The 16532-nt window shown below is 40.6% G+C and carries 13 protein-coding genes and 1 pseudogene; 2 read left to right on the top strand and 12 right to left on the bottom strand.

The window, feature by feature from the left end:
• Positions 1-37 precede the first annotated feature (37 nt).
• The 8 genes from bamA to rimO all read right to left on the bottom strand — a co-directional run bounded on the left by bamA (position 38) and on the right by rimO (position 9450).
• On the bottom strand, positions 38-2515 hold the full coding sequence (gene bamA, locus FTU36_RS08145) for an outer membrane protein assembly factor BamA (RefSeq protein ID WP_180065064.1): 2478 nt from the start codon (positions 2513-2515) through the stop codon (positions 38-40).
• A 40-nt stretch (positions 2516-2555) separates the two neighbouring features.
• Positions 2556-3911 (bottom strand): RIP metalloprotease RseP, encoded by a 1356-nt coding sequence (rseP, locus tag FTU36_RS08150; RefSeq protein ID WP_180007769.1) that lies wholly within the window; start codon positions 3909-3911, stop codon positions 2556-2558.
• Positions 3912-3914: 3 nt separating this feature from the next.
• A complete protein-coding gene (ispC, locus tag FTU36_RS08155) occupies positions 3915-5111 on the bottom strand; it encodes a 1-deoxy-D-xylulose-5-phosphate reductoisomerase (RefSeq protein WP_180007768.1) in 1197 nt (398 codons plus the stop codon).
• Positions 5112-5936 carry a CDP-archaeol synthase gene (locus FTU36_RS08160; RefSeq protein WP_078193533.1) on the bottom strand — a complete coding sequence of 275 codons (825 nt, stop codon included), beginning with the start codon at positions 5934-5936 and terminating at the stop codon, positions 5112-5114.
• Positions 5937-6692 (bottom strand): polyprenyl diphosphate synthase, encoded by a 756-nt coding sequence (gene uppS / locus FTU36_RS08165; RefSeq protein ID WP_180117412.1) that lies wholly within the window; start codon positions 6690-6692, stop codon positions 5937-5939.
• A 6-nt stretch (positions 6693-6698) separates the two neighbouring features.
• Positions 6699-7253 (bottom strand): ribosome recycling factor, encoded by a 555-nt coding sequence (gene frr, locus FTU36_RS08170; protein ID WP_078188724.1) that lies wholly within the window; start codon positions 7251-7253, stop codon positions 6699-6701.
• Positions 7254-7332: 79 nt separating this feature from the next.
• A complete protein-coding gene (gene pyrH, locus FTU36_RS08175; protein ID WP_078193535.1) occupies positions 7333-8061 on the bottom strand; it encodes a UMP kinase in 729 nt (242 codons plus the stop codon).
• A 45-nt stretch (positions 8062-8106) separates the two neighbouring features.
• Entirely contained in the window at positions 8107-9450 is a 1344-nt protein-coding gene (gene rimO / locus FTU36_RS08180; RefSeq protein WP_111883759.1) for a 30S ribosomal protein S12 methylthiotransferase RimO, read from the bottom strand.
• A 352-nt stretch (positions 9451-9802) separates the two neighbouring features.
• Here rimO and glnL point away from each other — a divergent pair, with 352 nt between their 5' ends.
• Complete coding sequence (gene glnL, locus FTU36_RS08185; protein ID WP_078188727.1) at positions 9803-10909, top strand: nitrogen regulation protein NR(II); 1107 nt, start codon at positions 9803-9805, stop codon at positions 10907-10909.
• Positions 10899-12374, top strand: coding sequence for a nitrogen regulation protein NR(I) (gene glnG, locus FTU36_RS08190; protein ID WP_078188728.1), 1476 nt, complete (start codon positions 10899-10901; stop codon positions 12372-12374). Before glnL ends, glnG begins: the two co-directional genes overlap by 11 nt.
• Before the next feature lie 70 nt (positions 12375-12444).
• Here the strand turns inward: glnG and FTU36_RS08195 are convergent, their stop codons facing one another.
• From FTU36_RS08195 to FTU36_RS08210, 4 genes and pseudogenes are all read right to left on the bottom strand, one after another.
• The gene (locus tag FTU36_RS08195; protein WP_078193710.1) at positions 12445-12771 is read right to left on the bottom strand and encodes a hypothetical protein; all 327 of its coding nucleotides are present in this window, start codon (positions 12769-12771) and stop codon (positions 12445-12447) included.
• A 114-nt stretch (positions 12772-12885) separates the two neighbouring features.
• A complete protein-coding gene (gene mhpT, locus FTU36_RS08200; protein ID WP_180117415.1) occupies positions 12886-14091 on the bottom strand; it encodes a 3-(3-hydroxy-phenyl)propionate transporter MhpT in 1206 nt (401 codons plus the stop codon).
• Positions 14092-14434: 343 nt separating this feature from the next.
• The gene (mnmG, locus tag FTU36_RS08205; RefSeq protein WP_078188730.1) at positions 14435-16315 is read right to left on the bottom strand and encodes a tRNA uridine-5-carboxymethylaminomethyl(34) synthesis enzyme MnmG; all 1881 of its coding nucleotides are present in this window, start codon (positions 16313-16315) and stop codon (positions 14435-14437) included.
• 127 nt (positions 16316-16442) lie between these two features.
• A pseudogene (locus FTU36_RS08210) lies at positions 16443-16532 on the bottom strand (IS5/IS1182 family transposase); the annotation flags it as partial.

Consider the following 16532-nt stretch of genomic DNA (forward strand, 5'->3'; position numbering starts at 1 on the left):
TCAACCTGTAATTTTGTTATTCCCAAAAGGGTCGTACTTAGAACGTACGACCAATCTCGAATTGAATTTCTTTTGTTTCATCACCAGCTTTGTCATTAAGCGGGAATGCATAACTGAGTGAAATTGGACCAATCATCGTGATCCAAGTAAAGCCTGCACCAACGCTATAACGCATATTTTTCATATCAAAACCGAAGTTATCTTTACAGTATTTGCGATCTTCACTTGACTGAGATACATCACATTGGGTATCAAATACTTGCGCGCCTTCAGCAAACAATACTGGGCGTACTTGACGCGCCCAATCGCCTTTAAATGGCACAGGTAAAGCTAATTCAGTACCAAATTGAATTAAAGCATTACCACCAACTTCTTCCATATCATAATCAGTTTGATTGGTATCTTGGTAATAAACACCCGGATATTTTGGACCCAACGTACTGTTATCATAACCACGTACCGAACCAAAACCACCTGCATAGAAGTTTTTATAAAATGGTAAATCATTACCATAACCCAACTTACCATAGCCACGGAACACAAAGTCTTTACCTAATGGGAAGTAAGCCTGGGCATCATACGTAACTTTTTGATATTCAACATCACTACCAGGTAGCGCCACTTCGGCATTCACACGATGAGACATACCTGACGTTGGGAATACTGGACGGTTTAAGGTGTTATATGACCAACCTAAATTTAAATTATAAGTTAAAAAATCACCTTGATACTCAGCACCATATGGCAACGTATTAATCACATTACCTTTAGAGTCTACGCAACCTTTATCCACATCTGTTGTACCAGGACAATATTGACCTGTTTTTGTTTCCTTACCACCATGGCTCGTTAAATAATCAGCAACATATGTAGAAACATAAGGACCCGTAGTCACATCAGTTTTATCTACATTTAACCCCATACTGATACTTTGGTTTTCATCGATCGGATAACCAAAGTTAATACCACCACCAAAACTGTCAGTGACGTAGTTGTTAACGTTATAGTCGTCATCTAACTTGGTTTTACGGTAGTACATATTATAACCACGACGTACACCATCAATAGTGAAATACGGGTCAGTTACACTGAGGTTGTAGTAATCTTGAGTCTCAGAACGTGACAAATCGATAGAAACTGCATTACCTGTACCCAAGAAGTTGGTTTGACTCAAACCTGCTTGGAAAGTTACACCGCCACTTTGTGAGAAACCAACAGCCAAAGTACTTGTACCTGAATGCTGTTCTTCAACATTCACATTTAAATCAATTTGATCTGGCGTACCCGGAATACGTGCAGGTTTAACATCAACGGTTTTAAAGAAGCCTGTACGCTCTAAACGCACTTTAGACAAATCAATTTTTTCGTTACTTGCTAATGCGCCTTCCATTTGACGCATTTCACGACGTAGCACTTCATCAGCTGTTTTCGAGTTACCTGTAAAATTAATGCGGCGAACAGTGACTTGCTGACCCGGATTCACATAGTAATTTAAATCAACCAATTTGGTGTCTTTATTGATTTCAGGAACAATGTTCACTTCTGCAAAGTAGTAACCTGCGTTACCGTATTTACGAAGTAAAAGTTGTTTAACACCATTCACTTTTTCTTGTGAATATAAATCGCCATCTTTATAGAGTTTTAAAGCGTTTAAATCAGTTTGCGTATAAAGCGTATCACCTAAGAAATGGGTTTCACCAAACTTAAATTGTTCGCCTTCATCCACCGAAACTTCGATAAAGACATGTTTTTTATCTTCACTCAAATTCAGACTTGAGTTGGTAATGTTAAAGTTGATGTAACCTTTGTTGAGATACATCGCACGTAAAGCTTCTAAACTCGCAGCCATCTTTTCACGTGCGTAGCGGTCATTACGAGAAATGATCGAGTTCCAACCACTTTCTTTTAATGCAAAAATTTGTTTAATTTCGCTTTCTTTAAAAACCGTATTACCAATGATATTAATATCAAATACTTTGGCAGATTGACCTTCTTCAAACTCGATTAAGACATTTACACGGTTATTCGGTTGAGCGGTTGTAATAACTTTTACATCAGCATCGTAGCGACCTTGCTGCATGTACTGTTGTTCTAATTCAGTTTCAACCGTTTGCAAAGATGATTTCTTTAAAACTTCACCTTCGGACAGACCCATTTTCTTTAAGCCTTCTTCCAAGGCTTCTTTAGGAATAAGTTTATTGCCTTTTAGCTCAACTTTAGAAATTACTGGGCGTTCAACCACTGTATATACAAGGGTATTACCGACTTGTGAAGACTTCACATCATCAAACAAACCCGACGCAAACATGCTACGAATTGAGTTTGAAATGATTTGATCATTGACACGATCACCAGCGGAGAATGGGATCATTCCGGCTACATTGTCAGGAGTTAAACGCACTAAGCCATCAACACGAATATCTTGTACTACAAAATCATCTGCTGCATATACTTGTTGTGCTACGGCCATAGCACTAACCAGTGCCAATGGCATAAATAAATGTTTGTGCTGCATGCCAGTCTTTTCCGCTGTTAATTTATTTCGTATAACGTTCTTATAAACGCATAATGTCATTGAATAGAGCCAGTAGCATCATGCTACCCAGCAATACCATACCAATTTTTAATCCAACCAATTGTATTTGTTCAGAAACAGGTTTACCACGAATTAATTCAATAAAATAGTAAATTAAATGACCGCCATCGAGCATAGGAATCGGTAGTAAATTTAAAATACCTAAACTCACACTCATCAGTGCCATAAATGAAATGAAGGTTTGCCACCCCATTTCGGCACTTTGTCCAGCCACTTTCGCAATGGTAATCGGACCAGATAAATTATCCAAACCCACCAAACCACGCACCATTTTTACAATAGAATTCAGGATCATACTAGATATCTGACCTGTTTTTTCTACCGCTTTTCCCATCGCCTCTACAGGCGTGTATTGAATGGTTTGTTTGTATTCGGCTGGAATATTGACTTTACCCGGATCGCTTTGTACACCTAAAAGCCCTGTGACTTTACCCATTTGATCATGCTTACCTTGCGGCATCACGTTTAAATGCACAATTTTATTTTGTCGTAAAACATCAATTTTAAGTAACTTTTCTGGAGAAGCTTGTACAACTTGTACAACATCAAACCAGTCTTTCATTTTTACGCCATCGATCGAAACAATTCGATCACCCACTTGCATCCCTTGGCGAATCGCTGCGCCATCTTCACTGAGTTTTGAAACCACTGCAGGAATTTCAGGACGATACGGTGTAAAACCAAGAACATCGAGTGGTGACTGAGTTTGATCGCGTAAGAAACTTTGAATCGGTAAACTGAAGTTTTGAATTTGCCCTGCTCGTTCAGCTTGAATTTGAATATTGCCAGTTTCACCTACACGATCAACCAAGGCATAATTCAAGCGCTCCCAAGTGGATACTTGAGTGCCATCTACGGCAGTAATTTTATCACCAGACTGCATTTGCGCAGCCGCTGCTGGCGTATTCGGTAAAATTTTACCTACGCGCGTATTGAGCTGTTCCTGAGCTGGTAAAAATAAAATCCAAAACAACACCACAGCAAAAGCCAAGTTGATGAGTGGCCCTGCAGCAACAATTGCAATACGTTTCCAAGGGTGTTGTCTGTTAAATGCTTTCGGTAAGTCTTCTGCTGCGACATCACCTTCTCGTTCATCCAACATTTTGACATAACCACCCAGTGGTAATGCAGACAGTTGATATTGAATACCCGACTTCTTTGACGTCCACTTAAGTAGTGTTGGGCCAAAACCAATCGAATACACCAAAACTTTTACGCCCAGTTTACGTGCAACGAAATAATGCCCAAATTCATGAATCGCTATCAGCGGTCCAAGTAGCAATATTGCTGCAATAATCATAAACAAGGCATTCATGTCTTAACTTCCTGAATTCAATACTGCTTTTTCAGCAACCATACGTGCCGATTTATCTGCATGCAAAATAACATCAATATTATTTGCAGCTGAGTTTTCAACTTGCCCCAACACATGTTCCACAATTTGAGGGATTTGAGTAAAGCCAATTTTCTCATGCAAAAATGCTGCAACGGCGATTTCATTGGCTGCATTTAAAATCGTAGGAGCTAAGCCTCCAGCCTTCATGGCTTGACGTGCTAATTTTAGCGCTGGGAATCGCTGTATATCAGGCTGTTCAAAATTTAACTGAGAATGAACAAATAAATCTAATGGAGGCACATGTGTTTGAATACGCTTCGGCCATGCTAATGCATGAGCAATAGGCGTACACATATCAGGATTACCCATTTGCGCCAAAGTCGAACCATCTACATATTGAACCATTGAATGAATGATACTCTGTGGATGGACAACAACTGTTACAAATTGTTCTTCAACTGCAAAAAGATGACAGGCTTCGATCAATTCCAAGCCTTTATTCATCAGCGTTGCAGAATCAACTGAAATTTTTTGCCCCATCGACCAATTTGGATGCTTACAGGCTTGGGCCGGCGTTACACTTTGCAATTGTTCTAAACTATGATGTAAAAATGGACCACCAGAAGCGGTAAGTAAAATTTGTTTGACACCTAGCTTTGGCTGACCATGACGCTCACCTTGTAGATAAGTTTCAGGTAAGCATTGGAAGATTGCATTGTGTTCAGAATCGACTGGCAGCAACAAAGCATTATTTTCACGTGCGGTCTGAATCATGATGTCACCCGACATCACCAGCGCTTCTTTATTTGCAAGCAACACGCGTTTACCTGCTTTCGCAGCAGCCAATGTAGGTAGCAACCCTGCCGCACCAACAATAGCTGCCATGACCACATCAACCTGTGGATGTTCTGCTACTGCGATTAATCCTTCTTCATCATGCAGGATTTCAATATCAGTTAATTTTTCAGCTACGAGTAATTGGCGCAGTTCATCCACTTTATTGAATGGAACAACTGCGATTTTCGGTCGATATTGTTTGCATATTTCGACAAGTTCTACAATTCGGCTATGTGCAGTGACTGCAAAAACTGAATACTCTTCGGGATGCTGTTGCAGAATCTTTAAAGTACTTTGACCAATGGATCCTGTTACACCCAATATACAAACAGATTGTGACATCTATAAATCTACGCCAATTAATTTTAAAACATACATACCTGCTGCAAAGATAGGTGCTGCAGCAAGCAACGAGTCAATACGATCCAGCACACCACCATGTCCGGGAAGAATACGACCAGAATCTTTGATCCCTGCACGACGCTTGATCATCGATTCAAATAAATCACCAAGTACTGAACTAAATACTGTTATTACTGAAAGTATTAAAAATAAAATATGTTCAGCGATGCTTAAATCAAGATAAATAATTTCAACAACAATAACTATTAGCATTGCAGTGAATAGACCGCCATATAAACCTTCGATCGATTTATTTGGGCTCACATCTGGTGCAAGTTTTTTCTTACCAAATTTACGTCCCACGAAGTATGCACCACTGTCTGCACCCCATACCAACAGGAACAGATACATGAGCCACCACGGTGAGTTCATCCACACAGAAAAAATAGCAGTTACCGCAGCAGGAACTAAGACTAAACCAATACCACTGAGACTCGGGTTATACCAGTTATCGTAATCAGGATAAGACTTCACCCAATAGACACTTAAGATCCAAGTAAAGATCGAAGCCGCCCAAAGCAGTAATGCAACATCTGTAAAATGCAATGCTAGTGCTGAAAGAATAGCAGTGACTAGACCATAGCCCCAAGCGAAAGGTTTAATCACATTTTGTGTATTCCGCGGCATGAGTTTGAACCACTCATAACCCGCGACAGCTGATGCAATAATCATCAGCACAAGCATTGGGTATTTAGACTCGGTTGCAAACATGCAACTCAGTACAACTGAAACCAGTACCAATGCGGTTATTATCCGCTCTAACATTTATTTATTCTCAAACTGCTCTTGTTGAATCTGCTCTGAGGTCTTACCAAAACGACGTTCACGACCACCAAATACTGCTAGTGCGTCGTCAAATTCTTCAATGGTAAATTCAGGCCATAATGTCTGGGTAAAATAAAGTTCTGCATACGCAGCTTGCCAAAGCAAGAAGTTCGAGAGACGGAAATCACCACCTGTACGAATTAACAAATCTACCGGAGGTAGATCACTTAAACTGACATATTGACCAAAGACTTCAGCATCCACTGCTTCAAGATCTATTTTGTTAGTTAAAACATCTGCTGCGATTTGTTTTGCAGCCTGTGCCATATCCCACATACCACCGTAACTAATTGCAATAGTTAAAGTCATGCTGTCGAAATTAGCAGTCCTTTGTTCAGCTTGCAACATTAAGTCACGTAAGTTAGGAGATAAACGAGAACGATCACCAATAAAACGTAGGGAAATGTTAAATTTTTCCATATGCGGCAACTGCTCATGAATGGTTTCTTCGAGAAGAGCCATCAACAGATCAACCTCAAACTGAGGACGATTCCAATTTTCACTCGAAAAAGCAAAAACCGTCAGTGCTTGGATATTTCTTTTACGACAATGTTCAACGATGGGATCTAGGATGTCCTTTCCAGAACGATGCCCTTCACCTTTTTGCATTTGATTCTTTTTGGCAAAACGATTGTTGCCATCCATAATGATGGCAACATGTTTTGGAAGACGGGAAGTTTCTTCAGATGAGGTCATTAAAACTTAGACCTTCATCAATTCAGCTTCTTTTGCAGCCAGACGTTTTTCAACTTCAGCAACGAATTTGTCTGTGATTTTTTGAATGTCATCACCCGCACGACGCTCATCATCTTCAGAAATTTCTTTTTCTTTCAACAATGCTTTGATATCACCCAAAACATCACGGCGGATGTTACGGATCGCAACTTTTGCATTTTCAGCTTCGTTACGTGCAACTTTCTGCATGTCTTTACGTGTTTCTTCTGTTAATGCAGCCATAGGAACACGGATGGCATCAGCAGTAATCGGGTTTAAGCCTAAGTCAGATTCACGGATTGCTTTATCAATTGCAGCAACCATTGAACGTTCAAAAGGCTGAACAAGTAAAGTACGAGAGTCTTCTACACCCACGTTCGCTACTTGGTTTAATGGCACATCAGAGCCATAGTAAGGAACCATAACACCATTTAAAATTGATGGGTGCGCGCGCCCTGTACGAACTTTAGCAAAACCATGCTCTAGAGAATCTAGAGATTTGTTCATACGGTCTTCTGCGTCTTTTTTAAGATCGTTAATCATGTGATCTTCCTTACTTAATTCGAAAAGATGTAAATTCTAAAATAGCTTGTAGTATAAAGAGCTTTAAGGCCCACGTACATTAGTTAGTAACGTGAGTACCCTCTTTTTCACCCATTACCACTGAAAGTAATGAACCTGATTTGTTCATATCAAATACTTGAAGTGGAACGTTGTGGTCACGGCATAAGCAGATCGCAGTTAAATCCATCACACCCAGTTTTTCATCTAAAACTTGGTCAAATGTTAATGCATCGTATTTCACTGCATCTTCATATTTACTTGGATCTTTGTTGTATACGCCATCAACCTTCGTCGCTTTAAGGATAAGATTGGCTTCAATCTCGATACCGCGTAAACATGCTGCTGTATCTGTCGTAAAGAATGGGTTACCCGTACCTGCGACAAATACACAAACTTCGCCACGAGTTAAATGACGAATAGCATCACGGCTAGAGTATGATTCAACTACTGCACCAATAGGTAAAGCTGACATTAAACGAGTTTTGATATTACGTCGTACCAAAGCATCACGAAGTGCCAAACCGTTCATCACAGTGGCCAACATACCCATTTGGTCACCTGTTACACGGCCAACCAAACCATCTTTTTGTAATTGGCTGCCACGGTAAAGGTTACCACCGCCGACAACGATACCCACTTGAACACCCAAACCAACAAGGTGCGCAATTGCGAGTGACATTTGATCGAGCACTTGTGCATCGATACCCATCTCTTTATTGCCCGCTAAAGCTTCACCTGAAAGCTTAAGCAGGATGCGACCAAAACGTGGTTTTTTAGAATCAAGCATCATCAACTCCGAATTATTTAATTTCAATTATTTTTAATGAATCGTTTAAGCAGACTTAACCGAGATCAGTTTTGCAAATAAGTCATATTCATCTGCATCTGTGATTTCCACTTCAAGTAAATCACCTGCTTTAATCACTGACTTATCGATATCTTCAACAAATACATTACCGTCAATTTCAGGTGCATCTGCATAAGAACGTGCAACAGCAACTGGGAACTCTTCTTCAAGATCATCCACAAGTACTGTCATTTTCTGACCGATACGACTTTGCAATTTCGCAGCAGAGATTTCTTGCTGAACTTGCATGAAACGTTCATAACGCTCTTGTTTGATTTCTTCAGGCACATGATCTGGCAAATCATTTGCAGTCGCGCCTTCAACTGGTGAGTAAGTAAAACAACCCACACGATCAAGCTGCGCTTCTTTTAACCAATCAAGCAACATTTGGAAGTCTTCTTCAGTTTCACCCGGGAAGCCCACAACAAATGTAGAACGAATCACAAGATCAGGACATTTCTCACGCCAAACTTTTAAACGCTCTAGTGTATTTTCACTGTGCGCAGGACGTTTCATGAGTTTTAAAATCTTAGGACTTGCATGTTGGAATGGAATATCCAAATACGGCAGGATTTTGCCTTGTGCCATTAAGTCAATCACAGCGTCTACATGTGGATATGGATATACATAGTGCAGACGCACCCAGATACCCAATTGACCCAATGCTTCACACATATCATAGAATTTGGTTTTAACGGGCTGACCGTTCCAGAAGTCCAATTTGTATTTGGTGTCTACGCCATAAGCCGATGTATCTTGAGAAATCACAAGGACTTCTTTTACACCTGCTTTTTTCAGCGCTTGAGCTTCAGTCAACACTGAACCTACTGGACGAGAAACCAAATCACCACGCATGCTTGGGATGATACAGAATGTGCAACGATGGTTACAACCTTCTGAAATTTTCAAATAAGCATAATGTTTTGGTGTTAATCGAATACCTTGTTCAGGTACTAGATCAATAAACGGATTGTGTTTTGGTGGCTCAGGCACGTATTCGTGCACAGCTTCCATCACTTCTTGATATGCCGCAGCACCTGTCACTTTTAAGACATTTGGGTGCATTTGGCGAATTTTGTCTTCGTCTTTACCTAAACAACCAGTCACAATTACGCGACCGTTTGAACTCATCGCTTCGCCAATGGCATCTAGCGACTCTTGTACTGCAGATTCAATAAAACCACAGGTATTTACAACTACTAAATCTGCACCATCATAATCTGATGCTACATCATAACCTTCAGTCTTTAACTGAGTTAAAATTCGTTCGGAATCTACCAATGCCTTAGGACAACCTAAAGAAACAAAACCGACTTTGGGGGATTTCATGAATCTGCGCTCCACTATAATCCGCGTATTGTATGTCTTTTCAAAACATAAAAACAGGTGAAAAGACCACTCTTTATATCACGCACCAAAATAATGCTATAAATTCATCCATATAATTTCATTTGCACCATTTTAATGCATTTTAGATTTACAGCCTGTTTTTAATCAGCTATACACTTTATTTAAAGTCTTAAATAAGCGCATTTATTCAAATAAGCATCAAAACTTAGCGTATTTCTGAAATAGTTGGCTTATATCTTGCATAACTTGCATCAATTCGAACCTTATTAGATTGAACGATTTGCTTTATGAAGATGCCATTGCGCCATTTTAAGACAGGAACCTCTCGCTAATGGATCAGACTATGACGATTGATTACCGGCTTTTAGTGGATAATTTAACCACTGCCATTTTATTGGTCGATAGCAACCTGAATATTTTTTATTTAAATTCATCTTGTGAAGCGCTTTTTGACATCAGCTTACTTCGTGCATCAGGTCAGCCTGTATTAAATTTACTTCATATGCCCGATGATGAATTCAATACGCATGATGCATTAATGAATACATTAACTTCTGGTCAACACTATACGCGCCGAGAAGCAACGATTAATGTCAACTTTAAAGACATTCATGTCGATTACACCGTGTCACAGCTCAACTCAGGTAAACCCTACCACCCTTTGCTATTGATTGAGCTCAATCAAATCGACCGGATGTTAAAAATCTCTAAAGAAGAAAACCTGATTCAACAGCATCAAGTCGCACGACAACTGATTCGTGGTGTTGCCCATGAAATTAAAAATCCACTCGGTGGTATCCGTGGGGCGACACAACTTTTAGCGCGTAGCTTAAATGATCCGAAGTACAGCGAATTCACCGACATTATTATTAGTGAAGTAGACCGATTACGTAATCTTGCTGACACTATGCTTGGTTCAAGACAATTACCAAGTTACGAACCAGTCAATGTCCATGAACCCCTTGAACGTGTTCGTTCACTGATCGTCAACCAAACCAAAAAGAAAATTAAGATCACTCGTGATTACGACCTTTCTTTACCAGATGTACTGGCAGATCGTGATCAATTAATTCAGGTCATGCTGAATATCAGTGTTAATGCTGTTCAGGCGATGACTGAAAATAAAGAGTTCTTTGTTGAGCATCAACCAGAACTCACCTTGCGCACACGTATTCAACGGCTAGTCACCATCAACGGTGTATTAAAACGTTCTGCGGTACGCATTGACATCGAGGACAATGGACCAGGTGTCCCACAAGAAATATTAGAATCCGTATTTTACCCTTTAGTGACAGGACGAGCGAAAGGCACAGGTCTCGGCCTGAGCATTGCACAAAATATTATGCATCAACATAACGGAATGATTGAATGCCAATCAGTTCCTGGAAAAACAGTATTTAGCCTATATTTACCTTGGGAGTCAGATCATGTCGCGTAATAAGATTTGGGTCATCGATGATGATCGCGCCATGCGTTGGGTGCTGGAAAAAACATTCAAAGAAGAAGGTTTTGATGTTACCAGTTTTGAAGAAGCACAATCCGCTTTAGATCAGTTAAGTGTCGATGCGCCAGATGTTATTTTGACAGACATCCGTATGCCGGGTATTGATGGACTGACCTTTTTAGGTAAAGTCAAAGGCAACTACCCTGACTTACCTGTAATTATCATGACCGCACATTCAGATTTAGAATCTGCTGTGTCGAGCTATCAAACGGGTGCTTTTGAATATCTACCAAAACCTTTTGATATTGATGAAGCTTTAGCACTTGTTAACCGTGCAATTTTACATATTGCCAAATTACAACAACAAGAATCTGCAAAAACCGTTCAACCGATTCAATCTACAGAGATTATTGGTGAATCACCTGCTATGCAGGAAGTCTTCCGTGCCATTGGCCGTCTTTCTCAATCACACATTACCGTATTAATTAATGGTGAATCAGGCACGGGTAAAGAATTGGTTGCGCATGCGTTGCACAAACACTCACCACGTGGCAATAAGCCATTTATTGCCCTCAACATGGCAGCAATTCCAAAAGATTTGATCGAAACTGAATTATTTGGTCATGAAAAAGGAGCGTTCACCGGTGCCAACACACAGCGTCAAGGGCGTTTCGAACAAGCCAATGGCGGGACTCTTTTCCTTGATGAAATTGGCGACATGCCATTTGAAACCCAAACACGTTTACTGCGTGTTTTAGCGGATGGCGAATTCTACCGAGTCGGTGGTCACATCCCAGTCAAGGTGGATGTCCGTATCGTTGCAGCGACACACCAAGACTTAGAAAAATTAGTACATGAAGGTCGCTTCCGTGAAGACTTGTACCACCGTCTAAACGTGATTCGTATTCATATTCCAAAACTTGCACATCGTAGTGAAGATATTCCGATGCTTGCACAGCACTTCCTTGCAAGTGCAGGTAAAGAACTTGGGGTAAGCCCTAAAATTCTGCGTCCTGAAACGCAAGAATACATGCAAAAACTGCCGTGGCAAGGTAATGTGCGTCAGCTTGAAAATACCTGTCGTTGGTTAACGGTTATGATCACAGGCCGTGAAGTTTATCCAGAAGATTTACCGTCTGAATTAAAACAGATTCCAATTCAAGGCACAGATGGCAATCCTGCTACTCAAGGGATTGATCGTATTGGTGTGCATCACTGGGATGAGTTACTTGGTCAATGGGCCGTACAAAAACTTAAAAATGGTGAGATGAAAATTCTCGACATTGCCACACCAATGTTTGAACGCACCCTCATCAATGCTGCACTACAGCAAACACGTGGGCGTAAGCGCCATGCAGCAGAACTTTTAGGTTGGGGTCGCAATACCTTAACCCGTAAACTTAAAGAACTCGGTATGGACAGTGCCGAAGATGATGTCGAAGAAGAATTAGAAAGTTAATTTTCTAATTTACATTAAAAAAGCCACTCACTTGACTGGCTTTTTTATTTTGAGATTTTTTAGCAATATTTTATGCCGTAAAGCCGACATAACGTGAATAACCTTCCACCCCTAAATCAGACTTATAAATCAGAAACTCAGGGAAGCTCGAGGCGGTAATTTCAGTAAACATATGATATTGATCATCATTGGCATGCAAGTCATCGACTGTATGCTGCATGGTTTGCTCAAATTCATCTGTAATAAACTCAAAACCAATATCCATTGCAATAAACAGCACATGCTCACATGGCTGTACATACTGCTCTTCTGACCAATCAATCACTTGCTGCTGACAATGTGGACACTGAATGTTATCTGAAGGAGAAATATCAAGTTCGATCAATTGATAAGACATAGAAGTAAATTTATTCATGAATATTAGATTTATTCTAACAAAACTTAGTTTCAGCTAAAGATATTTATTCAATAAAAAAGGAGCCGTAGCTCCTTTAAATATGACTGATTTCGATTATTTCTTGAGGGATGACTTATAGGCTGACAATGCAGCCACCGCGATAGCCGACAAAGCAATACCCGGCGCACTTGCAATTAAAATACCTGTCGTTCCTAGACCTAGCGCCAAAATCTTGCCTGTAAGTAATGGACCTGTCATTGCACCCAAACGCCCCCATGAAATTGCACTTCCCACACCTGTCACTTTCCCCGCTGGTGTGTAGAAAATTGGAGAGATCCCATACAAAATCGATTGACCACCTGTAGAGAAAATTCCGCCCATGATGCCTGCTGCGATGAGTACAGGAATGGAATTTGTTGTAAACAACACAAATAATGCTACAAACAAACCTGAATAGATAATCACTGCCATTTGCCATAATTTTAGCCGATCAAGCAAGTAGCCTAAACCCAGCGTACCAATCACTGCGCCCACTTGGAACATCAACATGATCATGAAAGCTTGTTGCTTTTCCAGTCCTTGTTCCATAAGCAAGTTAGGCAACCAACTGATCAGAATATAGTTCACCATTAAGGTAAAGAAGAAACTCAGCCAAAGCGGCAATGTATACTTATAACGCTGTTCAGCAAAAAGGATTTGCCCCATCGCTGGAACCGTTTCCTTGCTTTCTGCCTGAACTTTTTCTGTACGCTTATCTTTTAAGATAATCGCCATGAATGGAATCAAGATTAAAGGCGTTAAACCACCAATTAAAAATAGTGTATGCCATGAGATATCTTTAAAGATAATACCCAAGCCAGCAACAAAGATTGCACCTACGGGTAAGCCACAGTACATCAAACTATTTAAGCGCCCACGGTTAGCATCCGTCGCTTCATCACCCACCACCGAGATCATCGTTGGCATCGCAGCGCCCAAACCTAAACCTGTAAAGAATCGTGCGATATATAAAATTTCAATGCTTGGTGCAACTGCCGTGATAGACATAAATACACCGAAGATAAAAATCGACAACATCAGGACTTTCTTCTGTCCCAAATAGTCAGCGACACGCCCCCCAAAGAACGCGCCAAATAACATACCAAACACACCTAAGCTAAACACATAGCCCATTTGCACTTGATCTAAGGAAAATGTCGCTGCGATTCCTTTTGCTGCGATACCGGGCGCTTGCAGGTCAAAACCTTCAAAAAATGCTACCCAGAAACACAAAAATACCGTTAGAAATTTTTGCATTTTTCCCGATTGTTGATTTGCCATAATCGAACTCCATTCATGTAGCGTAAACCCACTTGTACGCCATGCCCTGAAGTTTCGGCTTTATTGGGTAGAATAAATACCACTACAAAGGTCGGAATTCACACGACCAAAAGCCCACCATTAAAACCTAAAACTTTGTATATCAATAGTTTTTAGATCTTATTTTTTGTATTTATATTTTACTATCAATCACTTAAGTTTATGAAAGATTTTAATAATCAAACCATAGCTAAAACTAATGATGATCAAAATATTCATTTAATCCGATCAAATACCAGCAGCCAATAATTTATTGGTAATAAAAAACCCGCAACTGAGCGGGTTTTTTATTTAACTCAAAATCTTATGCAGATTTTTTCGCTTGGTTATTCTTACGAATCGTAATCATCACCAATTGAACAGCCGCAGGTGTAACACCCGGAATACGGCTTGCTTGAGCCAATGTTTCAGGCAATACATTTTTCAGCTTCATAGTGATTTCACGTGAAAGACCAGAAACTACATCGTAATCAAAATCAGCAGGGATACGTGTATCTTCCAAACGCTTCATTTGCGCAACGTCTTCTTGCTGACGGTTAATATAACCCGCATATTTCACTGCAATTTCAATTTGCTCACCCACAAATGCTGAAACTTCTGAACCTGTCAATTCAGCAATTTGTGAGAAGTTGATATTTGGACGTTTGAGCAAATCGATCGCATTGGTTTCTTTAGACAGGTCATCACCAGTCATTTCAACGAATTTTTTGCCTAGTGGATTGTTTGGCGCTGCCCAAAGGTGTTGTAAACGACCTTTCTCCGTTTCAACTGCTTCCATTTTTTGGCAGAACGAATCCCAACGCGCATCATCCACAAGACCCATTTCACGGCCAATTGCTGTTAAACGCTGATCTGCATTATCTTCACGCAACATCAATCGGTATTCCGCACGTGAAGTGAACATACGGTACGGTTCTTTAGTACCGAGAGTAATCAAGTCATCAACCAATACCCCCATGTACGCTTCATCACGTTTCGGTGTCCATTGCTCTTGATCCCATGCACGACGTGCTGCGTTCAAGCCTGCAAGCAAACCTTGCGCACCCGCTTCTTCATAACCTGTTGTACCGTTAATTTGACCTGCAAAATACAAGTTATTAATCGATTTGGTTTCTAAAGAGAATTTCAATGATTGTGGATTGAAATAATCGTACTCAATCGCATAACCCGGACGCAAAATGTGCGCATTTTCCATACCACGAATCGAGCGCACCAATTCAAACTGAACGTCGAATGGTAAAGAAGTTGAAATACCGTTTGGATAAAGCTCATGTGTGTCCAAACCTTCAGGTTCCAAGAACACTTGATGCGAATCTTTATCGGCAAATTTATGAATTTTATCTTCAATCGATGGGCAGTAACGGGGACCCACACCTTCAATCACACCAGTATACATTGGTGAACGGTCTAAGCCGCCACGAATGATATCGTGAGTTTTTTCATTGGTATGCGTGATGTAACAGTTGATTTGTTCAGGGTGCATCGATGCATCACCCATGAACGACATAGTCGGAGATGGGAAATCACCCGGCTGTGGCGTCATCACAGAGAAATCAACTGATCGTGCATCGATACGTGGTGGTGTACCAGTTTTTAAGCGACCTACAGGTAAGTTCAATTCACGAAGGCGCGCAGCCAATGAAATTGAAGGAGGATCGCCCGCACGACCGCCTGAAGCATTATTTAAACCTACGTGGATCACACCACCTAGGAATGTACCTGTAGTTAATACAACAGTTTTCGCATCAAAGCGAATACCCATTTGGGTGACTACACCTTTAACGGTATCGCCTTCAACAATAAGGTCATCAGCTGCTTGTTGGAAAATATCCAAGTTCGCTTGATTTTCAAGGGTTTCACGAATCGCAGCTTTATAACGAATACGGTCAGCCTGCGCACGAGTCGCACGAACAGCCGCACCTTTACGTGAGTTTAAAATACGGAATTGAATACCACCTTTATCGGCAGCCAATGCCATTGCACCGCCTAAAGCATCAATTTCACGTACTAAATGTGATTTTCCAATACCACCGATGGCTGGATTACAGCTCATCTGCCCTAAAGTCTCAATATTATGAGTTAAGAGTAAAGTCTGTCGACCCATACGTGCCGCAGCAAGAGCTGCCTCAGTACCCGCGTGACCGCCGCCGATAACAATGACATCGTAAACTTTAGGATAATGCATAGTGGTAAAGGAGATTAAAAAAGGATGACGGAAGATTATAGCAAAACTTCACCGATAAGTTGACTGATTAACTCGATTTTATTGTTATTGACTAGGGTGTGTTGACATTTACAGCCGATAAATTGAGCTAAAGAGGCAACCATATAAATATACAAGCTAAAGCAACAGCGCTTTGATAGTTACGTTTTAGCTTATCGTATCTTGTGGCAATTCCTCT

The organism is Acinetobacter sp. YH12096 (assembly GCF_013419215.1).
In the GTDB taxonomy this organism is placed as follows: Bacteria; Pseudomonadota; Gammaproteobacteria; order Pseudomonadales; family Moraxellaceae; genus Acinetobacter; species Acinetobacter amyesii.